Source organism: Gordonia sp. 135, from assembly GCF_009720185.1.
In the GTDB taxonomy this organism is placed as follows: Bacteria; Actinomycetota; Actinomycetes; order Mycobacteriales; family Mycobacteriaceae; genus Gordonia; species Gordonia alkanivorans.
Genome location: NZ_CP046257.1, coordinates 4,143,673 through 4,165,303 on the forward strand (window position 1 = coordinate 4,143,673; position 21,631 = coordinate 4,165,303).

The window sequence follows — 21,631 nt, forward strand, 5'->3', positions numbered from 1 at the left end:
GAAAGTACGCCCGATTCCGGCGTCCCGCAACGGGATTTCGGAGGAGTGTCAGGGCACGGGAACCGCGGGTGCGCCCGATTCGGGGGCCGGAGCCGCGGGCGGTGCGGACGGCGCCTGAGACGGGGCCGGTGACTGCCCGGGCAACGGCTTGGCGTCCGGGGGCAGGGACTCGACGACCTCGAGCTTGGAGCGGAAGGTGTCGTCGGTGATGACCTCGATGTTGTTGATCATCCAGCGGTCACCCTGGAGTTCCATGTTGAAGGTCAGCCGTGACGGGTTGATGCTGACGAGTTCCTTCTGACCGCGGGTGACCGACTGGTTCATGAAGATCAGCACGTTCGAGGTGTCGGCGGTGTTGGTGACCACGCCGGCGTCCTGGATGGTCACCTCGGACACGACCTGCTGCTTGCGGACCTCCGCGGCGAGGTTGTTCTCGGTGATCAGTTTGGTGTACTCGGGTTTGGCCGGGCCGGTCAGCACGCTCATGGACTGGTCGATGTGGTCGCTGACGTTCTCGGCGTTGTAGCCGAACATGGTGTTCGCGTAGTCGCGTGCGGCGGCGAGCGAGGACTCGCGCGCATCCTCCACCGATCGACCCTCGATGTACCGGTAGCCGAGGAACGCGGTGGCCGCGAGAGCCGCGACGACGAGCACCGTGAGCACGATCAGTCCGAGGCGTCCCTTGTCGGTTCCGGGCTTCTTGTCGGCCATCACGCCACCCACTCGAAGTCGGTCATCTTCAGCTCACCGTTGATGCGGGTCATGTCGACGCGCCAGCGGAACACCTTGTCCTGGGCGGGGGTCTGGCCGTCGAGCGATTGCTGATGCCAGCCGAACACCATGATCACCGATCCCTCGTCGGGTTCGGACTTGGTGACCGCCGAGCTGAGGATGATCGACTTGGTCTCGAGCTTCCCGTCGCGGACGAGCGAGGCGACCTGCTGGATGTTGTTCTGGACCTCCTGCTTGACCTTGCCGGAGGTGTCGTCCTGCACCGATTTCAGTGTCTGGTCTACGGTGTCGGGGTTCATGCTCGTCAGGTTGATCAACACCTGCGAGGCGAATGCCGAGTACTCGGCCCGCAGGTCGTTCTGCTGGTCCTGGCGGGCGATGCCGAGGGCGAACACCACCGACGCCACCGCGCAGACGGCGATGAGCACGATCCCGACGACGACGCCGACCACGGTCCGCGACGACCGCCGGCCGGAGCCGCGGTAGCGGACCTTGCCCTTGCCCGTCTTCTCCGGGGTCTTCGACGCCAGTCGGTTGCGACGCCGCTCCCGGTAGCTGACGGTTTTCTCGACCTCTGACGGATCGGGGGCGATCTCCTCCCCGGCGTCCGGCTTCGTGAGCGACACCGCACCGGTCGCGGTCTCCGCGTTCCGGTCGGCCGGGGTCTCCACGGCATCCGGGGCGGCTGCATTGGGGGTGGCTGTGTCCTCGACGGCCGTCTCGGTCACCGGGGTTGCCGCTGAGCGCTGTGACGGCTTCTTTCCCCCCGAGCGGCCGCGGCGAATGGGTGCCGATCGGACCGGACGCTTGGCCGCCCGACGGTCGGTGGAGCCGGTGCGGTTCGGTGTGGTGTCGGTCGGGTTCCTGGTGACCGGGGTGGTGGTGCCGGTGCCCTCAGGGGTCACGGACTGACCGTCCCGCTGATCATCGTCTGCCATGTACTGCTCTGTCCCTGCCCTTCACGCCCCGTGCCGGCGTTGTACGTCTTGCCGTCGGGTCCGATGAAGTTGCCCGACTCCGGATCGTATGTCGTGGCGTACACCGCAGGCTCTGCCTCGAAGTCCTTCGGTGTGCCCGGTGTCACGGTACCGGAGGACGCGGGCTCCCATTTCAGGCCGAACGGCAGGCCGTTCTGGAAGGGATCCACCGAGCCGGGGTTCGGCTTGTACCCGGTCCGGCATTCCGCCGGCGTGGGCGCACGGCGGCCGGGGAACTCGGCACAGGGGTAGTTGCGGGCGCCGCGCACGGCGATGTTGGAGTTCTGCGGGACGCGGCACAGCATGCCCGGGGGCAGCTCGCGAGCGGTCTGTTCGGACGGCCACCGCCACTCCTCCTTGGGCAGGAAGCCGATGTTGCACCCTGGCCGGTCCTGGAAGCTCAGGGAGAAGTTCACGTTCGGCCCGAAGTTGTTGGTGCCGGTGTTCAGGGCGGTGATCAACGAGTTGATCAGGCGCGGGTAGAGCACCAGGATCTGTTTCCAGTTCGGCAGGTAGACCACCTGGGTGTGGGCGATCGTGCCCAGGTTCGACACCAGCAGCGGGTATGACCCGCCGAGCGATTCGAACAGGTCCTGCGCCTTCGACGTCGTCGACGGTCCCTTGCGGAGGATGTCGCCGATCTCGGGGCGGTCGGCCCGGAGCTGATCGGTGAACGCGGTGACGTTGCGGGTCCACGCCCGGATGTCGTCGGCCGTGCGGGACTGTGTGCCCAGCAGAGGTGCACCCTGTTCGATCAACGAAATCGTGGTGTCGGTGTTCTTGTTGGCCTCGCCGATGAACAGGGTCATCGAATCGAGGAGGCGCTGCAGCGACTCACCGGTGCCGTTGAAAGCGACGAAGGCCTCGTCGACGAGCGAGCGGAGTTTGGTGTCGCCGATCTCCTTCAGGAGCGCATCGGCCTGGTCCAGCATCGTCGAGATCTCCACGGGCACTTCGGAGACGGTGACCTCGGAGTCGTTGTGCAGGTAACCGGTCGGGGCATCGGCAGGCGGATCCGGGTTCGGGGTGAACTCGACGAACTGCTCGCCGATCGCGGAGACGCTGCGTACCGATGCCTTGGCCGATGCTGGGATGTCGGTGCCGGAGTCGATGACGAGCGTGGCCTGCACGCCGTCGTCGGTGAGCTTCACCGAGTCGACCTTGCCCACGTAGACGCCGCGGTAGCTGACGTTGGCGTTCTGGTACAGCCCGCCGCTGGTCTCCATGTTCAGCTGCACGCGATAACTGCCGACGCCGAACATCGACGGGATGCGGATGTAGAACAGCGCCATCACGACCATCGCGACCACGGTGACGATCGAGAAGATGATCAGCTGCATCCGGACGAATCTGGTGATCTTCATCAGCGGCCGCCCTTCTGATCGGCGGGCACCGTCGGCGGGGCGGTGGGCGAAGGCACCTGCACCGGCGGGATGAGGTTCGCCGGAACCGGTTCCGCGGTGTCCGGGAGCTTTTCCCCGCCGGGGATCAGCGGCGCGGTGAACGGATTGAGTCCGCGGGCGGCCGCACCGGCCGGCTTACCGAAGACGCCTTCGGGTCCGGTGACGCCGAGGCTGGCGAACATGGTCTCGCTCAGGCGGTCCACCGTGAGATCGAGTACGAGGTCGGAGTTCACGAAGTCGCCCTTGACGATCGTCCGGATGGTCGGCTCGTAGAACGGGAAGGTCAGCAGGATGTTCAGCGACTGCGTCATCGCCGGTCCCGAGGCCTGCAGCTGGTCGAGGGCGGGTTCGATACCCTCGACGATCGTGACGATGTCCTCGGTGTTGGCGTCGAGGATGTCGTTGGCGGTCTTCGACAGCTTCGACACCGAGGCGAGGGTGTCGAGGAACTGCTGACGCTGGTCGACGAGCAGTTGCAGGATCTGCGGGCTGGCGTCGAGTGCGCGTTCGATTGTGTCCTTCTGCTCGTTCATCGTGCGGGACAACCGATCGAGTCCTTCGGTGGCGCGGATGATGTTGTCCTTCTGCGCATCCAGATCCGCGACGAGGGTGTTCAGTCGCGGGATGAGCTTCTTGATCTGGTCCTCGCGTCCGCCGAACACCTCGCTCATCTCGTGCACGATGTCGCCGACCTGCGACAGTCCGCCGCCATTGAGGACCACCGACAGCGAGCTGAGTACCTGTTCGGTGCTGGGGTAGGTGCAGGCCGCAACCTGTTGTGCGGCGTTGATGTCGGGCACCGCCGGCACCTTCGGATCGGTGACGATGTTGGACTGCTCGGGGCACTTGGTCAGCGGGATCTCGTCGCCCTCTTCTAGGCGTCCGCCCTCCGGTTCGGCGGGCTGGACGATCTCGAGGTGCGTCGACCCCAGCACGCTGGTCATCCCGACCATCACATGCGATCCGCGCGGGATGATGACGCCCTCGTTGAGGCGGATCGTCACGAGTGCGTTCCAGTCCTGGACCTCGATGTCGCCGACGCTGCCGACGGTCGAGTCGTCGATGAGGACCGGTGCGTTGTTGACAAGGCCTGCGGCCGACGGGATGAGCGCGGTGATCTGGTACGACCCGCTGCCGGTTCCGGCCGCACCGGGGACGGGCAGCGAATTCGGTCCGTCGAAGGAACATCCGGCGAGCAGCGTCGTGAGCGCCACCGCGCCCGCCGCGAGTCCGCCCCGCAGGCGGGACGACATCATCGGTCACCCCCGAACGGCACCAGCAGGTTTCCGAGCGGAGAGCCGGCGTTGTCCCGCCGGGTCTCGTTGTCGATGCGACGCACACCGGCCTGGGCGCGGGCCTTCACGTCCGCGTTCTGGTACTGCAGCTGGCTCGGCAACGCATTCGCTCCCTGCACCGGGTTGGCGAGGAACGGCGGGTAATTCATCGAGATCGACGACAGCACCGGCGCGAGGATCTCCACACACTTGTCGATGTCCACTTTGGACGTCCCCGGCCGGTTGGTGGCATCCATCGAGCCGCAGAGCAGCGTGATCAGGTTGGTGCCGTTCGCGAGGCCGAAGACACCCGACAGGGAACCGGAGAGCGGGTTGTAGATGTTGTAGAAGTTCGCGAGCTGGTTGGGTGCGGAGTGCAGCACACCCTCGACCTGCTCGTTCTTGTCGGCGACGATCTTGGTCGTCGACGCCAGACGCTCCACCGACGACGACAGCGAATCCTTGTTGGTGTCGATGAAGACCTGTACGTCGGTCATGGCCGAGTCCAGACCCTTGAGCGCCTCGTCGAGTTCGGTCGTGTTGTCGGCGAGAACCGAACTGACCGAGGCGATCCGGCCGTTGAACTGCACGAGCTGCTCGTGACTGCCCGCGAGGGCATCGGTCAGTTTCTGCAGGTTCTGGATGGTCGAGAACAGATCTCCGCGTCCGGCCGCGAGGGTGCCGATCACATCGGACACCTCACGGATCGACTTGTTGATCGCGGCACCGTTGCCCGCGAGGTTCTCGTCGAAGACGTTGACCGCCTTGGCCGCCGAGCCCTGATCCGGTCCCTCCGGACCGATTGCCTCGGTCAGCTTGGTGAGCTGGGCCTTGATGTCGTCCCATTCCATCGGGACGGCGGTGCGATCCATCGGGATGTCGTGGCCGTCGGGCATGGTCGGTCCGCCCGAGTAGACCGGGGTCAGCTGGAGGAACCGCCCCGACACCAGGCTCTGCGCGACGATGACCGCTTTCGCGTCCTGGGGGATGTCGATGCTCTTGTCCACGCGCAGTTCGACTTTGACGTCGTTCTCGCGCGGCGTGATCTTCGAGACGCTGCCGACGTTGACGCCCAGCACCCGCACCGGGTCGCCCTCGTAGAGGCTGGCGACCGAGCCGAAGTAGGCGGTGAAGGTGTTGGTCGTGGACTTCAGGAAGACCGTCCGCCCGACGACGACCAGGGCGATGGCGAGCACGACGGCGAGCACGCCGAGCAGGACTTTGCGTCCGATGGTCATGGTCACCGTCCTCCTCTCGTGGTCGGTGCCGGTTTGGGATAGGTCGGGGACGGCAGCGGACCGCGCGGGGTGTCGGTGTTGTCCGGCGGGCCCAGCTTGTAGTTGTCCGGGATCAGCGGGAAAGCCGAGTACATCAGCGACTGCCAGACCTGCGGGTACCGGCCGCGCAGCGCGTTCAGGAAGATGGCGGTGTAGTCGCCGAAGGTGTTCAGGCCGACCAGGGAATCGAAGTTGGGACCGGATGCGACGGCTTCACCGAGGGTGTTGGCGAACGGACCCAACCGGTCGATCGTCTCCTTCAGGTTCTTCTCGTTGTCGGTGAGGATGTTCGCCACGCGGTCGAACTTCTCGAGCACCGGTGTCAGCTGGGCGTTGTTCTCGGCGATGAAGCCGCGCAGCTGCGTGGTGACGTCGCCGATCCCCTTGATCAGCTGATCGAGCGCATACCGGCGCATCTCGATCTCGCCGACGAGTGCGTTGGCGTCGATGAGCAGTCGGTTGATCTGGTCGTTGCGGTCCCCGACGATCTTGCTGACCTGGTTGGCCTTGGCGAGCAGGGCCCGGAGTTCGTCGTCGCGGTCGGCGACGGCCTTCGACAGTCGGGCGACGCCGTCGACCGCGCCCTGCACCTGATCCGGGGTCTCGGAGAAGGTGACCGTGAGGGTGTTCAGCGCGGTGTTGAGCTGGTCGGTGTCGGTTCCGGAGATCGTGTCGGTGGCACCTTCGAGCGCGTCCTGCAGCGAGTACGGCGCGATGGTGTTGCCCAGCGTGATCGATCCGCCCGGTTTGATGCGTTCGCCGCCGTGCGGGATGACCGTCAGGTTGCGGCGGCCCAGCACGGTCTCGGTGCGGATGGCGGCCTGTGTCTCGTCGCCCATCTCGATGGTGTCGTCCATCCGGAAGGACACCTTCACCTTGGTGCCCTGGTCGGTGCCGGCGAGTTCGATGCCCTCGACCGTCCCCACCTGCACACCGGAGACCGACACGATGTCGCCCTTGGCCAACCCGCCGGCGTCGTCGAAGTACGCGCTGTAGGTGCTGATGGGCGCCAGGTAGGGCAGCTTGTCCATCTGCATCGCGGTGATGACCACCAAGGCGATGACGACGATGCCGATGACACCGACCTGGGCGCGGGTGCGTCCGCCGTGCTTCTCCTCGCGCGCGATGTCGGCCTGGTCCGATTCTGTTCTGCGGCTGGAGAACATGCCGCCGAAGGGAAGGCTCATGAGCCGTCACACCTTCCGCCCGCACGGGTGGTGTCACCCATCACGTTGTTCGAGGTGTAGATGATCGTCTGCCCACCGGGTGCGGGGAGCAGGAGACGCAGGCGGCAGAAGTAGATCTGCAGCCACGCCCCGTAGGAACCGAGGTTGGACAGGGTCTTGTAGTCCTCCGGCAGGCGCGTGAGCAGGTTCCGGACGAACGGCTCGGCAGCCAGCAGCTCCTCCGACACCCGGCCGGTGTTGGTGACCATCGACTGCAGCGTGGGCCGGGTCGTCGAGAGGAGGTCGGAGAGACCGTTGGTGACCCGAGACGTCTGCGTGAGAGCGTTGCCGATCGTGCCCTTCTGCTCGGCGAGCCCGGTCACCAGCTGCTGCAGCAGGTCGACGCTGGTGTCGAGTCCCGCGCGGTCGCCGTCGAGCGTCGCGAGCGTGGTGTTCAGGTTGTCGATGACGTCACCGATGAGCTGATCCCGGTCGGCGAGGGCATCGGTGAACGACGCGGTGTTGGACAGCAGGGTGTTCAGCGCCCCGCCCTGTCCCTGGAACACCGCGATCAGCGAGCTGGTGAGCGCGTTGACCTCGTCGGCGTTGAGGGTGCGGAACAGCGGCTTGAAGCCACCGACGAGCTTGTCGAGATCGAGCGCCGGTTCGGTCTGGGTGACCGGGATCTGCGCGCCGCCGCCGAGGAAGGTCGAGGTGTCGCCGGCCCCCTGCTGGAGCTCGAGATAGCGGTCACCGGTGAGGTTCTCGTAACGGATCAGTGCCCGAACGGATTTCGGGAGCGGGTACTGCTCGTCGACGGAGAAGGTGATCACTGCCTCGTTGGCACGGTTCAGCCCCACGTCGCCGACGGCCCCGACCTCGACGCCGGCGATCTTGACCTTGCTGCCCGACTTCATGGCCGAGGCACTGGTGAAGACCGCGGAAAACTCGTTCGACGCCCCGGAGCGGTAGCGGCTGAAGACCACGACCAGCGCGACGAACACCAGGATCATCACCACGGTGAACGCGCCGAGCTTGATGAGGATCGCGCGGAATGCGCGTGCGCGGTTATCCACGGGGCGGCTCCCCGAACAAGATCTGGAACAGCTTCTTCGAGTTCGCCTTCGGCTCGGTCCTGGGCTGGTAGGGCTGAGGTGCATTGTCGCCCACGAAGAACGGGGCGTGATCGGTGGTGCCCGGGTCGGACAGGCCACCCGCACAGGTGGGCGGTGCCTCGACCCCGACCTCGGGCAGGTCGTACGGGTAGGCGTAGGGGTCCCTACCGGGCAGCAGACCGGCGTCGAGCATCAGCATACCGTTGCGGCCGCCCATGAACGGCGCGGCGACCTCGGAGGCGATGGCGCCCGCGGTGAGGAAGCACTTGATGCCCGGCGAGTTGTAACCGAGCAGCGCCGCAATGGGATTCAGATCCGACAGCGCACCGATGAGGGTCTTCTTCGTCGGTGCGATGACGCCGTCGATGGTGTTGGCCATCCCGGTGGCGTTGATCAGCAGCGCGTCGAGGTTGGAGGTGTTGTCCACCAACGTGTTCCCGACGGTGGTGAAGTTGTCGACGGTGCGCATCAGGTCGGGCATCGAGTCGGCGTAGACGTTGGTGACCGTCGCGCCCTCGCGGAACAGCCGGTTCAGCGCCGGCAGATGCGGATTGGTCTTGCCCAACAGGGTGGTCAGCTGCTCGAGCGCCACACCGATGTCCTCTCCCTGACCCGACAGCGCGGTGTCGACCGCGCCGAGCGTCGCGTTGAGCTTCTCCGGCTGCAGGTCGGCGAGTACCGAGACAAGCTGCTGGAAGACGGTGTTGAGTTCGACGACCACGCGGTCGGCCGAGATCTCGTCGCCCGCGCTGAGCTGTCCCTCGGCCTCGCCCGGCACGACGAAGTTCACGGCCTTGGCACCGAAGATGGTGTTCGACTTGATGTCGGCGACCACGTTGCCCGGGATCTTCGACATCGAGTCGTTCGCGATGTCGAGGGTGAGGATCGCGTTGCCGCCCTGCTCGTCGATCTTGCCGACGCGACCGACCTCGACCCCGCGCAGCTTGACCTTGGCGTCGGGATTCATCACCAGGCCGGCACGCGGCGCGACCAGGGTGATCTGCTGGGTGCCCTTGAACGCGCCGAGGAACGACGCGCTGGCGCCGATGATCAGCGCGAGCAGCGCCGCGACCATCGCGACGGCGGCCAGGCGACGGGTTCTCCGTGTCCGTTCTTGTTTTCTGCTCATGGTTTAGCCCGCCAGGTTGAACTTGCCGTCCGCGCCATAGATGGCGAGGGAGGTGAGCAGGGTGATCACGACGACCACGACGAGCGACGCGCGGACCGCGTTGCCGACCGCGACGCCCACGCCGACCGGGCCGCCGGAGGCGTTGTACCCGTAATAGGTGTGGATGAGCATCACCGCGACGGCCATGCAGATGGCCTGCACGAAGGACCAGAGGATGTCCGACGGGATCAGGAAGGTGTCGAAGTAATGGTCGTACACACCCGGTGACTGTCCGTAGAGGAACACCGTCGCCGAGCGGCTCGCGAGGAACGAGGCGAGCGAGGCCAGCGCGTAGAGCGGGATGATCGCGATCAGGCCGGCGATGATGCGGGTGCTGACCAGATACGGGATCGAGGAGATCGCCATCGTCTCGAGGGCGTCGATCTCCTCCGAGACCCTCATGGCGCCGAGCTGCGCGGTGGCTCCGGCACCGATGGTCGCCGCGAGGGCGATACCGGAGATCACCGGCACCGCGATGCGCACGTTGATGAAGGCCGAGAAGAAGCCGGTGAGCGCCTCGACGCCGATGTTGGCCAGCGAACTGTAACCCTGGACGGCGATCGTGCCGCCGGTGAACAGCGTCAGGAAGCCGACGACCACGACGGTTCCGCCGATCATGGCGAGCGCGCCGGTACCCATGGAGATCTCGGCGATGAGCCGCAGGGTCTCCTTCTTGTAGTGCTTGATCGCGCGGGGGATCGACACGACGCTGTCCCAGTAGAACAGTGCCTGATCGCCGATCTGGTCCCAGTCCTCGCCGGCTCGTTTCACCGCGACGCGCGCGGTCCGGAATCGGGTTGTGAAAGGAAGTACCATCGCTCAGCCCGCCGTCGCTTTGAGTCCGACCGCGGTGACGACGACGTTGACCACGAACAGCGCCATGAACGAATACACGACGGTCTCGTTGACGGCGTCGCCCACACCCTTCGCACCGCCCTTGACGTTGAGTCCCTGGTAACAGCCGACCATGCCGGCGAAGAGGCCGAACAAGGCGGCCTTGACCATGGAGATCATCAGCTCACCGAAGCCGGTGAGCAGCGTCAGGTTGGCCACGAAGGCGCCCGGGTTCACGTCCTGCAGATAGACGGAGAAGATGAAGCCGCCGCCGATGCCGATGGTGCAGACGAGACTGTTCAGCAGCAGCGCGACGCAGGTCGACGCAACGATGCGCGGCACGACGAGCCGGTGGATCGGGTTGATGCCGAGCACCTTCATCGCGTCGATCTCTTCGCGGATGGTGCGGGCACCGAGGTCCGCGCAGATCGCGGTGGCACCCGCACCCGCCACGATCAGCACCGTCACGATCGGACCGATCTGGGTGATCGTTCCCAGGGCGGCGCCGGCCCCGGACAGATCCTGCGCGCCGATCTCGCGCAGGAGGATGTTCAACGTGAAGCTGACGAGCACCGTGAAGGGGATGGCGACGAGCAGCGTCGGCACCATCGAAACACGGGCGATCGCCCACGATTGTTCTACTGTTTCCCGCCACTGGAACGGGCGATGGAACAACTCGCGCGCCGATTCGACGCCGAGCGCCACGAAGTCGCCGATCCCCCCAAGGGGCGTGGCCAGTTTGCTCAGCACCAGCGGACCCCCTTCACCCTCGAACCATCGCGAAACCTATCACGCAGAAACTCGACGAAATGCTCAGTTGACCAGAGCGCTTGCCGAGAACGTGCGTCCGGGATCGCGGTCGGCGAAGAAGCCCGTGAGGGTCTTGGCCAAGTCGTCGGAGTCCCAGGCATCGCCGTCGGCGGTGAACACCTCGTCGACCGTGGGTGCCGCCATGAGGGTGACCTTGGGGCCGTACACGACGAACACCTGACCGGTGACGCCGTCGGCCTCGGGTCCGGCGAGGTAGCTCACGAGCCGGACCACATGTGCTGGATCGAGCGGATCGACGCCGTCGGTGGGCGCGTCTCCGAAGACGTCCGCGGTCATCGCGGTCCGGGCACGCGGACAGATCGCGTTGGCGCGGACGCCGTAACGCTTGAGTGCTCGCGACGCGGACAGCGTGAGCGCGGTGATGCCGGCCTTGGCGGCACCGTAATTGGCCTGTCCCTCGGGGCCGAGCAGCCCGGCCTCCGAGGAGGTGTTGATGATCCGGCCGTAGACCGGGCCACCAGCGGCCTTCGACGCCGCACGCCAGTGCGACGCCGCATTGCGATTGAGCAGGAAGTGGCCCCGCAGGTGAACGCGGATGACCAGATCCCACTCGTCGTCGGTCATGTTGAACAGCATCTTGTCGCGGACCACGCCTGCGTTGTTCACGACGATGTCGAGTGAGCCGAGCTGCTCGGTGGCCGCGGCCATGATGGCACTGGCGGTGGACGAGTCGCTGATGTCACCCCCGACGGCGACCGCGCGGCCACCGGCCGACGTGATCGTGTCGATGACATCACTCGAATCGAGCGCTGCCGGAAGGTCGTTCACCACGACCGTGGCACCTTCCGCCGCGAGGCCGATGGCCTCCGCCCGCCCGAGACCTGCACCTGCACCGGTGACGACCGCGACGCGACCGTCCAACGAGTAACCCACCCGACATTCCTCCTGAGCTGAAACTAGAACCTGTTCTAGCATGATTCCCCGTCGGATGGAACCGAACGGGAGTTCCAGCTGGGTCAGTCCTCCACGACCGTGAGGGCGGACTTGGGGCAGTTCGCCGCCACCTGTCGCAGTTCCTCGACGCGGTCCGCGGGGATCTCTTCTTGGAGAATGACCAGGTAATCCTCATCGTCCAGGTCGAAGAAGTCCGGCGCCATCCCCACACAGATGGCATTGGACTCGCACAGGTCGAAATCTGCCTTGATACGCATCAGAACCTTCTCCTCACCGGCTCGTCGCCTGTTGACGGGGCTGCCAGAACAGGTTAGAACGTGTTTCAGAAACTAGACGAGCCTTACCCCCATAACTTGACCACAAGCGGGGTCCGGACGCTAGCCACCCACCCATGGAGTTTCGATGCGAATCGCCTATACCGATCAACAGTCCGAGCTCCGGCGGGAGCTCCGCGCGTACTTCTCGAACCTGATGACCGAGGACCGCCGGGCCGCTCTGTCCGGCGGCGACGGTGGCGAGCTCGGCGAGGGTGACGCCTACCGCGACGTCGTCGAGCAGATGGGCGCCGACGGTTGGCTCGCCCTGGGCTGGCCCACCGAGTTCGGCGGCCAGAACCGTTCGATGATGGATCAGCTGATCTTCACCGACGAGGCCGCCATCGCGGGTGCGCCCGTACCGTTCCTGACCATCAACTCCGTGGCGCCGACGATCATGCACTACGGCACCGACGAGCAGAAGTCCTTCTTCCTGCCGCGCATCGCCGCGGGCAAGTTGCACTTCTCCATCGGCTACTCCGAGCCGGGCGCCGGTACCGATCTCGCCGCCCTGCGCACCACCGCGGTCCGCGACGGCGACGACTACGTGATCAACGGCCAGAAGATGTGGACCAGCCTGGTCCCGTACGCCGACTACATCTGGCTCGCCTGCCGCACCGACCCGTCGACGCTGCAGGAGGGCGGCAAGAAGCACAAGGGCATCTCGGTGCTCATCGTGCCGACGACCGCCGAGGGCTTCAGCTACACGCCGGTGCACACGATGTCCGGGGTCGACACCAGCGCCACCTACTACCAGGACGTGCGGGTGCCGGCATCGTCGGTGGTCGGCGAGGTGGGCGGCGGCTGGCCCCTGGTCACCAACCAGCTCAACAACGAGCGGGTCGCGCTGTGCAGCGCGGCACCGATCCAGACCGCTCTGCGCGAGACGATCGCCTGGGCGCAGCAGACCAAGACCGGCGACGGCCAACGCGTCATCGACGCCCCGTGGGTTCAGCAGAACCTGGCCCGGGTGCATGCGAAGGTCGAGTTCCTCAAGCTCATCAACTGGAAGATCGCCTCGGCGGCCAGTTCCGGCGGCGCGCCGTCGCCGGCCGACGCCTCGGCGACCAAGGTGTACGGCACCGAGTTCGCGACCGAGGCCTACCGCCTGCTCATGGAAGTCGTCGGCCCGGCCGCGACGCTGCGCGCCGGCAGCCCCGGCGCCCACATCAACGGTCGCCTCGAACGCTTCCAGCGCACCTCGCTGATCCTCACCTTCGGTGGCGGCACCAACGAGATCCAGCGCGACATCATCGCCATGCTCGCCCTCGGCCTGCCGCACCAGCGTCGCTGACCCCACCCTCGAAAAGGCTCTCCACCATGGACTTCTCCCTCCCCGAATCCGGTGACGACGTCCGCGGCCTGGCCCGCGACATCGCCACCTCCGTCAGCACGCCCGAACGCGTCGCCGACCTCGAGTCGACCCGCGCGCCGATCGACTCCGATCTCTGGCAGCAACTAGGCAGCGCCGGTCTGCTGGGACTCGAACTGTCGTCGGCGGCCGTCGGCGATGCCGGTGGCGACCTGAGCGTCATCGAGAACGCCCTCGTCGCAACCGAACTCGGCCGGGTGCTCGCACGGGTGCCGTTCGGCCAGCACGCGGTGGCCGCGCTGCCCGTGATCGCCGCACACGGTTCGTCCGGTCTGCGCGACCGGGTGCTGGCGTCCGCCGCGTCGGGTGGTCTCGTCGTGTCGGTGGCCATCGAGGAGGACCTGGGTTCGCCGACCGACTCCCCCACCACGACGCTCTCCTCCGACGGCTCCCGACTGTCCGGCGTCAAGGTCGGCGTGCCCTACGCCGAGGCAGCGGATCTGTTGCTGGTCAACGCAACCGGCCCCGACGGAGTCGTCGTGGTGGCGGTTCCCACCACCGCGGAAGGCATCCGGATCACCGCCACCCCGGCGACCGGCCTGATCCCCACCGCACACGTCGAGTTCGCCGACGTTCCCGTCGATTCCGACGCCGTGCTGGCGGGTTCGGACGTGGCCGACGCGCTTCGGGTCCGGGTGACGCTGGCCTGCAGCGCCGAGCAGACGGGCGTGGTGGGGCGCGCACTCGAGTTGACCGCCGAATACGCCCGTGAGCGTGAGCAGTTCGGTCGCGCGATCGGCTCGTTCCAGGCCGTCGCCCAGCGTCTGGCCGATGGGTACATCGATGCCCAGGGTCTCGCCCTGACCACCACGCAGGCCGCCTGGCTGCTGGCCAACTCGGACAATGCCGGTGAGATCAACAATGCGATCGCCACCGCCAAGTTCTGGGCCGCTGAAGCCGGTCATCGGGTCGCGCACACGACGGTGCACGTCCACGGCGGCGTCGGCCTCGACACCAGCCACCCGGTCCACCGGTACTTCCTGCGCGCCAAGCACAACGAGTTCGCCTACGGTTCGGCGACCGCGTCGGTGCGCGCCATCGGCACCGAGTTGGCCGCCACCCCGGCGTGAGCGTCTCGGGAGCCGTGACCCAGCGGTCCACGGTCGCCGGCCTGCTGGCCGACCTGTCCGCCGTGACCGATCGCGGTGTGCACTTCGAGGACGAATTCACCCCCTGGGCGCGTCATCTGGACGATGCCGCGGTCCGGGCCGGCGTCCTGCTCGAGTGGTTGTCGCCGGAGCGACCTCCACACGTCGGCGTACTGCTCTCCAACACAGCAGAATTCGCCGCCCTGTTCGCGGCCGCGGCACGGCACGGATTCGTCCTCGTCGGATTGAACACGACCCGCCGAGGAGCCGCGCTCGCGGCCGATGTCGCACGCGCCGACTGCCAGATCGTGCTGTACGGCAACGACACCCGCGAGTTGCTGACCGACGTCGACCTCGGCGATGTCCGCGTCGTCGACGTCGACGGGCGGGAGTGGTCGTCGGCGGTCTCTGCCGCTGCTGCGGCGCCGCTTGCCGAGGCTTCACCCGACGATCTGCTGATGCTGATCTTCACGTCGGGAACCACCGGCGATCCGAAGGCCGTGCGTTGCACCCATCGCACCTTCGCGGTCAGCGGACCGATGCTCGCCGAGCGTTTCGAGATCGGCGCCGACGACGTCGTCTATCTGTCGATGCCGATGTTCCACTCGAACGCGATGATCGCGGGCTGGAGTGTGGCAGTGGCCAGCGGTGCGTCGATCGCGTTGCGCCGCAGCTTCTCCGCGCGCGGCTTCGTCGCCGACCTCCACCGCTACGGCGTGACCTACGCCAACTATGTCGGCAAGCCCCTCAACTACATCCTCGCCACCGACCCGCATCCCGACGACGCATCGAGTTCACTGCGGATCATGTACGGCAACGAGGCGTCGGCGGTGGACTGGAAGCGATTCGCCGAGCGGTTCGGTTGCCGCGTCGTCGACGGATTCGGTTCCACCGAAGGCGGTGTCGCCATCACGCGTACGCCGGACACCCCGCACGACGCGCTGGGTCCCCTGCGTGAACCGACGGCCGTCGTCGACGTCGAGACCGGACAACCCGTGCCGACCGGTGTGATCGGCGAGATCGTGAACTCCTCCGGGCCGGGACTGTTCGCCGGCTACTACAACGATCCCGATTCCACCGCCGAACGCATGCACGGCGGCATCTACCACACGGGCGACCTGGCCTGGGTCGACGACGACGGCTACCTGCACTTCGCCGGCCGACTCGGTGACTGGCTGCGCGTCGACGGCGAGAACCTCGGCACCGGGCCCATCGAACGAATCCTGCTGCGGCATCCCGCGATCCGACAGGCCGCGGTGCACGGGGTTCCGGTGGAGATCGGCGACGAGATCGAGGCGGTGGTCGTCGTAGACGGAAGCCTGAACCCCGACGACTTCGCCGAGTTCCTCTCCGCGCAGGACGATCTCGGCCCGAAGCAATGGCCGCACCGTGTGCGGATCGTCGAATCGCTTCCCGAGACTGCGACGTTCAAGACCGTGAAGCGACTGCTCGCGTCGGACCCCACCCCGCCGACGTGGGTTCGTGACGGTCGCGCCTACCGCCCCTGACGCAAACCCTCCCCTTTTCCGTAAACCCGCCCCTCGCTAACGGGGCGGATTTACGGAAAAGGGGTGGGTTTGTGGGGCGCCTGTGCCCGCGATCCTGCCGCTGCATGTGGATCGTTCCCCCGCGAACCCACTGGTCACCACTAGTGTGAACGACGTCGAAGACGGCTAAACGCCAGGACTGCGTTGTGCGTGCTAGCTTCGACCGGAACATTCGGGGGAGATGATGTCAGAACTGATCGTAGAGCCGCCGTCGCTGGTTTCGGCCGCCACCCAGATTCACGACTGTGCGACCCGTATCGGCGAACTCGGCCTCAATGCTGGCCTCGGAACCAGCTTTATGACTCAAACGTTCAGCACACTCGCTGGCTCTTTCCGAGGCGCGACTGACGACATGTCAGGTATCGCTGCGCACGGTGATCGTCTAATCCAAAGCTCCTTGTCGACTGCCTCCAATGCTGTATCAGCATTCGCAGAGCTGGTGATGGCATGCCGAAACACCACCGTCGAAACGGATCAGAGCAGCGGGAAGCTCATCCGCGACGCGGTCGCGTACCCCGCACGTGTCGGACCTGCGACAGACCACCCGGTTCCGGTGCCAATCCTGATGGACGTACTCACGAGGGCGCCACGTTAGATGCCGCCTAGCTACAACGAAGTCACGTCATGGAAGCCCTCAAACCTCGTCTCCATCGCGAACGGGATATTCGCGCTCAAAGCGAGCCTCGACCTGGAAGCACCTCTAGCCGGGAACCCAGTCCTCGACCTCACCCCCGCTGAATGGACAGGCGAGGCCCGAGGACCAGCTGATTCGAGAGCAGAATCGGTCACGCGATGGCTGAGGAACGTCGCGGACGAGTATGGCGATCTGGCATCCGCCGCCACTTCCGGAGCGGCGAATATAGAGAGTGCTGTTACCACACTCAAGAACGCTACGGAGGCGGCGGGCGACCAAGGTTATATCCTCGACCGCGGAAGCCGCGAGTACACCGTTACGTTCGACCCGAACACGGCCCCGTCCGGCGCCGAGTACAGCGCAGATCTCGCCTTCCAACATCAAACGGCTTTGCCTGCTCACGGCACGGCATCCGACCAGGCAGTTACCGACACCAAAAACGCGATTGAATCGGCGCTCAGCGAAATCGGTGGAATCACCCCTGCGTCCATCGCTACCGCCAGCGGCACCATGACGCGAACAACCAATCAGGCGAAGGCCTTTGAGCAGGTATACGGCTACATGCCCGCCACGGCGAACGACTGGCGCATTGCCGCCGCCCTCGATCCGCACAGTTACGACCCGAAGAACAAGGGCGTGCCGCCGGCTATCAGTGTCATAAAGATAAGACCTGTCCCCGGGCAAGGCGTTGTAGCCACTGGATTGTTCATTCCTATTGACGAGGTCATCGCCGGCATGAAAGCGGACAAACCGCTGCCACTCCCTAGGAATCTAGGCGACAATCGCGAATTCGATGTCAACTTCGCACCCGAAGACACCCGCGTGTCATACTTCATCGATTATGAGAATGGCGTAATCGTCGCACGCCAAAATCCATCTGTCGATGAGCACGGCAATGTGAAGACCGGGACGCCCTCGGTCAAGGCCAGCCAACTGGCTGACGGAACGGTCGCAATCGTCTACGAAGGTTCAGATCCACTGGCCCCTGAGATCGCAGCGGACCTCGGTTGGTCCGTGAATGGCCAGACCATTGTCACACCTGAGGCCGGCGGCGCTCGCGTTTCAGGCGAGGCCACAGACTATCCGTCGATGGAGACGTACCAGCATCTACCTGACGGCCGCACTGAGGTCCTTCACCGCGACGACGCGGGCGACCACGACAAGACCGGACCTATGTTGAACCTCAAGTTCCATCACGACTACGGAGACTACGACAATGACCTCGATCGCTTTCCGACGGAGAAGTACACGTCACCTGGCAATCACTCGTATCCGATTGACCTAGGCAACATTACCGGCATGACCGACCTGGGTAGCGCGGACGATCCTCCTGAGCTTGAAGGAGCGCGATGAATCGCCAAGACGTTCTCGGTCTGACGAGGTTTTCTTTCTCCGACTCTTATCACCCCTTCGGCCGATGACTCCAGAGGAGAGTCAAAACGACTCGAACCGTCACGCACCCCAAACCACCTTCGTGGTGCAAACGTTCATGGCCGTCCTACTGATGTACGTGACATTCCTGATACCCAACGTCATCCCGGCATGGCCAGCTGTCGCCTCGCGCTTACTTCTTCTGGCGGGAACCCTTGTTATCTCGTGCGCCCTCCTGGCGATCGGGAAGCCGTGGCGGGAATGGCCTGCAATCATCTCAGGAACAGTTTTCGCCAGCGCTGTTCTGTTGACCGTCCTGGAGTCTTGACTGATGGATAAGCGATTCTTCGGACCTGTGACGCCGTTCGTCACTGTCGCAGCATCAGCGGTATCTCTACTCGCATACACGCTCCTTTGGGCGCCGGGACTGGTCCTCGACATACTTCTGTTTCTTGCTGGCGCAATCGGGATGTACGCGCACGGGAAAACGAGGCATATTTGCACCGGCGTCGCGATCGGAACTCTTTTTGTCCTTGGAGGTCTCGCGATCGCATTCTTCGTCGTGATGGATTGACGACGCGGCTTTTCCAGGCCCCCTGGCACCGAGGGCAACCAGCTAACAAGGGATGATTGCGTCCGTCAAAATCGTGGCGGCCGGCGCTGTACCTACCGCCCCTGACACAAACCCACCCCTTTTCCGTATACCCGCCCGTCGTCGTCGGGGCGTGTTTGAGGAAAAGGGATGGGTTTGTGGAGCGGGTCAGCTGTGGAGCGTCTTGTTCATCCGGCCGACGGCCTCCTCGTACTCGCTCACGAGGTCCGCGATGAGATCGGCGACCGGGGTGATCGCGTTGCAGCGCCCGACGATCTGGCCTGCCGGCATCGCGACGACGTCTGGGTTGTCGGCAGCCGAGATCCGCGCGTGCGCCTCCGCGACGAGCAGGTTCTGCAACGGCATCGGCAACGGCTCGGGTGCGTTGTCGGCGTCCCAGGCGTCAGTCCAGGCGGTCTTCAGGAGGCGGGCGGGCTTGCCGGAGTAGATACGACGACGCACGGTGTCCCGCGACGTCGCCTTGAGCAGCGCCTGCTGCACGGTGGACGGCTTGTCCGATCCCTCCGGCACTCCGAGCTTGTACTCGGCAGCGGTGAGCCAGTAGGTCCCCATCCACACGCCCTGCGCACCCAGCGCGATCGCAGCTGCGATCTGGCGGCCGCTACCGACGCCGCCGGCGGCGAGCACCGGCGCGGTGTCGCCGACCGCGTCGACGAGTTCGGGCCACAGGATCATCGAGGTGACCTCGCCGGTGTGTCCGCCACCCTCGTATCCCTGGGCGATGACGATGTCGACGCCGGCCTCGACGTGGTGCAGCGCATGGTCTTTCGCGCCCGCGAGCGCGGCGACCAGCACGCCGTTGTCGTGTGCGGTCTGGATGACGTCCGACGGCGGCGAACCGAGAGCGTTCGCGATCAGCTTGATCTGCCCGTACTTACGACGATGCTCCATGGCGACGTCGACATGCGAGCGGGCCACCGAGTGCAGCCAACCCAGCACGCCCGCATTGACGCGGTCCTCACCGGGCAGTGGCGGAACGCCGAGGTCGTCGAGCGTGCGCTCCACGAACGCCCGATGTTCCGGCGGGATCATCGAATCCAGGTCGACCTTGGAACCCTCGGTCGGGATCTTGGCCGGCATCACGATGTCGACGCCGAACGGCTTACCGTCGGTGTTCTCGTGCATCCACTCGAGGACCTCGTCGAGTTCCTCGGCCTCGTTGAACCGCACGCACCCGAGCACGCCGAGTCCGCCGGCACGGCTGATCGCGGCCGCGACATCCTGACTGGGCGTGAACCCGAAGATCGGGTATTCGATGCCGAACTTGTCGGCGAGTTCTGTACGCATTTTTGCTACTACTCGTTTCCGGCGCTCTACAGCGCCTCTGTCAGATTTTCGGCGCTACAGCGCTTCGTCGGCGGGTCGTTCGGCAGTGACCGCCGCCCCCCAGCGATAGTCGGGTTTTCCTGCGGGCGAACGCTTGATCTCATCGACGAACCAGACGCTGCGCGGGCACTTGTAGCCCGCGAGTTCCTTGCGCACGACGTCGTTGAGGCTCTCCAGGGATGGTCGGGCTCCGTCGCGCGCGGCGATCACCGCGGCGACGCGCTGACCCCAACGGTCGTCGGCGACGCCCACCACGACGGTGTCGAAGACGTCGGGATGTGCCTTGAGCGCGCCCTCGACCTCTTCCGGGAAGACCTTCTCGCCACCGGTGTTGATCGACACCGAGCCGCGACCGAGCATCGTGATGCTGCCGTCGGCCTCGAGCACGGCGTTGTCACCCGGCAGCGAGTAGCGCACGCCGTTGAAGACCTTGAACGTCTTGGCCGACTTCTCCGGATCGTTGTGATAGCGCAGCGGCACATGCCCGGACCGCGCCAGCACCCCGACCTCGCCGCTGCCCGGCTCCACCGGCGTACCGTCCTCGCGGAGAACGTGGGTCTCGCTGTCGGCGTTCACGCGCGGGCCACCGGTGTGCGGGGTGCCCTTCGCGACGATGCCCAGACCGCCGAAGCCGGTTTCCGACGAGCCGATCGCATCGACGATCACCGCGTTCGGGAATCGTTCCAGGAACTGCTCTTTCACACTCGGCGAGAACAGACAGGCCGACGAGGCGATCGAGACGACACTCGACAGGTCGTACTCCTCGCCCTGTCCGAGCGCCTCGACCATGGGGCGCCCCATGGCATCTCCGGTGATGAACACGACGTTGACCTTGTGTCGCTCGACGATCTCCCAGGCCGACGACCCGCTGAACTCGGGGTACACCACGGCTTTTCCGCCGGCGAACAGCGACTGGAAGATCGCCCACTGCGAGCCGCCGTGGATGAACGGCGGGATCGGGTACCGAACCAGCTGGCCGCCGTCGGCGCCGGTCTTGGCGAGGTGCCACTCGTCGGGGATGGGTTCGCTGGTGTACCAGTCGATTCCGCCGCCGAGGACGCGCCACACGTCCTCCTGACGCCAGACGACGCCCTTCGGTTTCCCGGTGGTACCGCCGGTGTAGAGCATGTACAGGTCGTCGTTCGACCGCTCCTCGAAATCGCGTTCCGACGACGACTCGGCGATGGCGGCCTCGTAGCGGATCGCGTCGCCGTGGCCCTCACAGCACAGGTCTTCCGACGTCCCGTCCTCGATGGCGATGCGGTACTCGATGGAGGGCGATTTCGGTAACGTGTTGCACACCCGCGGCGAGTAGCGGCGCTCGTGGATCAGGACCTTCATCCCGGAGTCGGTGAAGATGTGCTCCAATTCGGCCTCGACATAGCGGTAGTTCACGTTCACCATGACCGCCCGGGCCTTGAAGATCGCGATCATCGACTCGACCGACTCGATGGTGTTTCTGCTGTACAGGCCGACCCGGTCACCGGGTTGCACACCCAGTCCGCGGAGCTTGTGGGCGAGGGCGTTGGACCGCGCCTCGAGTTCGGCATAGCTACGGCTGCGATCGCCGGATTCCAGGGCGACCCGCTCCGGAACAAGGTCGACGGCGTGCTCGATGAGATCAGCGATCGTATAGGCCATGGCTCAAAATTAGAACGTGTTATCGTTCTGGGCAAGTGCGGAATATGACCGGGA

General features: G+C 65.6%; 19 protein-coding genes. 5 read left to right on the forward strand and 14 right to left on the reverse strand.

The genetic code is table 11. The annotated features are described in order from the left end of the window. Positions 1–48: 48 nt before the first annotated feature. From GKZ92_RS18725 to GKZ92_RS18780, 12 genes are all read right to left on the reverse strand, one after another. Positions 49–711: a hypothetical protein gene (locus tag GKZ92_RS18725; protein ID WP_006358673.1), complete on the reverse strand. Its 663-nt coding sequence runs from the start codon at positions 709–711 to the stop codon at positions 49–51. Continuing rightward, a complete protein-coding gene (locus GKZ92_RS18730) occupies positions 711–1,637 on the reverse strand; it encodes a hypothetical protein (protein ID WP_006358674.1) in 927 nt (308 codons plus the stop codon). Before GKZ92_RS18730 ends, GKZ92_RS18725 begins: the two co-directional genes overlap by 1 nt. Beyond that, positions 1,634–3,073, reverse strand: coding sequence for an MCE family protein (locus tag GKZ92_RS18735; protein WP_006358675.1), 1,440 nt, complete (start codon positions 3,071–3,073; stop codon positions 1,634–1,636). Before GKZ92_RS18735 ends, GKZ92_RS18730 begins: the two co-directional genes overlap by 4 nt. Further along, positions 3,073–4,368: an MCE family protein gene (locus GKZ92_RS18740; RefSeq protein WP_006358676.1), complete on the reverse strand. Its 1,296-nt coding sequence runs from the start codon at positions 4,366–4,368 to the stop codon at positions 3,073–3,075. Before GKZ92_RS18740 ends, GKZ92_RS18735 begins: the two co-directional genes overlap by 1 nt. After that, the gene (locus tag GKZ92_RS18745; protein WP_035754644.1) at positions 4,365–5,624 is read right to left on the reverse strand and encodes an MCE family protein; all 1,260 of its coding nucleotides are present in this window, start codon (positions 5,622–5,624) and stop codon (positions 4,365–4,367) included. Before GKZ92_RS18745 ends, GKZ92_RS18740 begins: the two co-directional genes overlap by 4 nt. 2 nt (positions 5,625–5,626) lie before the next feature. Then, positions 5,627–6,850: an MCE family protein gene (locus GKZ92_RS18750; RefSeq protein ID WP_006358678.1), complete on the reverse strand. Its 1,224-nt coding sequence runs from the start codon at positions 6,848–6,850 to the stop codon at positions 5,627–5,629. After that, positions 6,847–7,905, reverse strand: a complete 1,059-nt coding sequence (locus GKZ92_RS18755; RefSeq protein WP_006358679.1) for an MCE family protein — start codon at positions 7,903–7,905, stop codon at positions 6,847–6,849. The genes GKZ92_RS18750 and GKZ92_RS18755 overlap by 4 nt, the downstream gene beginning before the upstream one ends. After that, a complete protein-coding gene (locus tag GKZ92_RS18760) occupies positions 7,898–9,019 on the reverse strand; it encodes an MCE family protein (RefSeq protein WP_006358680.1) in 1,122 nt (373 codons plus the stop codon). Before GKZ92_RS18760 ends, GKZ92_RS18755 begins: the two co-directional genes overlap by 8 nt. A 57-nt stretch (positions 9,020–9,076) precedes the next feature. Further along, positions 9,077–9,928, reverse strand: coding sequence for an MlaE family ABC transporter permease (locus tag GKZ92_RS18765; RefSeq protein ID WP_004022039.1), 852 nt, complete (start codon positions 9,926–9,928; stop codon positions 9,077–9,079). Between the two features lie 3 nt (positions 9,929–9,931). Beyond that, on the reverse strand, positions 9,932–10,696 hold the full coding sequence (locus tag GKZ92_RS18770; protein ID WP_005201556.1) for an MlaE family ABC transporter permease: 765 nt from the start codon (positions 10,694–10,696) through the stop codon (positions 9,932–9,934). Positions 10,697–10,759: 63 nt separating this feature from the next. Next, positions 10,760–11,650 (reverse strand): 3-oxoacyl-ACP reductase, encoded by an 891-nt coding sequence (locus GKZ92_RS18775; RefSeq protein ID WP_035754642.1) that lies wholly within the window; start codon positions 11,648–11,650, stop codon positions 10,760–10,762. 83 nt (positions 11,651–11,733) lie between these two features. Then, the gene (locus tag GKZ92_RS18780) at positions 11,734–11,928 is read right to left on the reverse strand and encodes a ferredoxin (protein ID WP_035754640.1); all 195 of its coding nucleotides are present in this window, start codon (positions 11,926–11,928) and stop codon (positions 11,734–11,736) included. 145 nt (positions 11,929–12,073) lie between these two features. Here GKZ92_RS18780 and GKZ92_RS18785 point away from each other — a divergent pair, with 145 nt between their 5' ends. The 5 genes from GKZ92_RS18785 (at position 12,074) to GKZ92_RS18805 (ending at position 18,571) form a co-directional block, all read left to right on the forward strand. After that, on the forward strand, positions 12,074–13,279 hold the full coding sequence (locus GKZ92_RS18785; protein WP_035754638.1) for an acyl-CoA dehydrogenase family protein: 1,206 nt from the start codon (positions 12,074–12,076) through the stop codon (positions 13,277–13,279). Positions 13,280–13,305: 26 nt separating this feature from the next. Continuing rightward, positions 13,306–14,427: an acyl-CoA dehydrogenase family protein gene (locus GKZ92_RS18790; protein WP_006358685.1), complete on the forward strand. Its 1,122-nt coding sequence runs from the start codon at positions 13,306–13,308 to the stop codon at positions 14,425–14,427. After that, positions 14,424–15,953, forward strand: a complete 1,530-nt coding sequence (locus GKZ92_RS18795) for an AMP-binding protein (protein ID WP_155225520.1) — start codon at positions 14,424–14,426, stop codon at positions 15,951–15,953. The genes GKZ92_RS18790 and GKZ92_RS18795 overlap by 4 nt, the downstream gene beginning before the upstream one ends. A 634-nt stretch (positions 15,954–16,587) precedes the next feature. Beyond that, complete coding sequence (locus GKZ92_RS18800) at positions 16,588–17,979, forward strand: hypothetical protein (protein ID WP_006358688.1); 1,392 nt, start codon at positions 16,588–16,590, stop codon at positions 17,977–17,979. Between the two features lie 349 nt (positions 17,980–18,328). Then, positions 18,329–18,571, forward strand: coding sequence for a hypothetical protein (locus GKZ92_RS18805; RefSeq protein WP_035754632.1), 243 nt, complete (start codon positions 18,329–18,331; stop codon positions 18,569–18,571). A 186-nt stretch (positions 18,572–18,757) separates the two neighbouring features. Here the strand turns inward: GKZ92_RS18805 and GKZ92_RS18810 are convergent, their stop codons facing one another. After that, on the reverse strand, positions 18,758–19,897 hold the full coding sequence (locus GKZ92_RS18810) for an NAD(P)H-dependent flavin oxidoreductase (RefSeq protein ID WP_006360679.1): 1,140 nt from the start codon (positions 19,895–19,897) through the stop codon (positions 18,758–18,760). A 54-nt stretch (positions 19,898–19,951) separates the two neighbouring features. Continuing rightward, on the reverse strand, positions 19,952–21,577 hold the full coding sequence (locus GKZ92_RS18815) for an acyl-CoA synthetase (protein WP_035754629.1): 1,626 nt from the start codon (positions 21,575–21,577) through the stop codon (positions 19,952–19,954). Between the last annotated feature and the right edge of the window lie 54 nt (positions 21,578–21,631).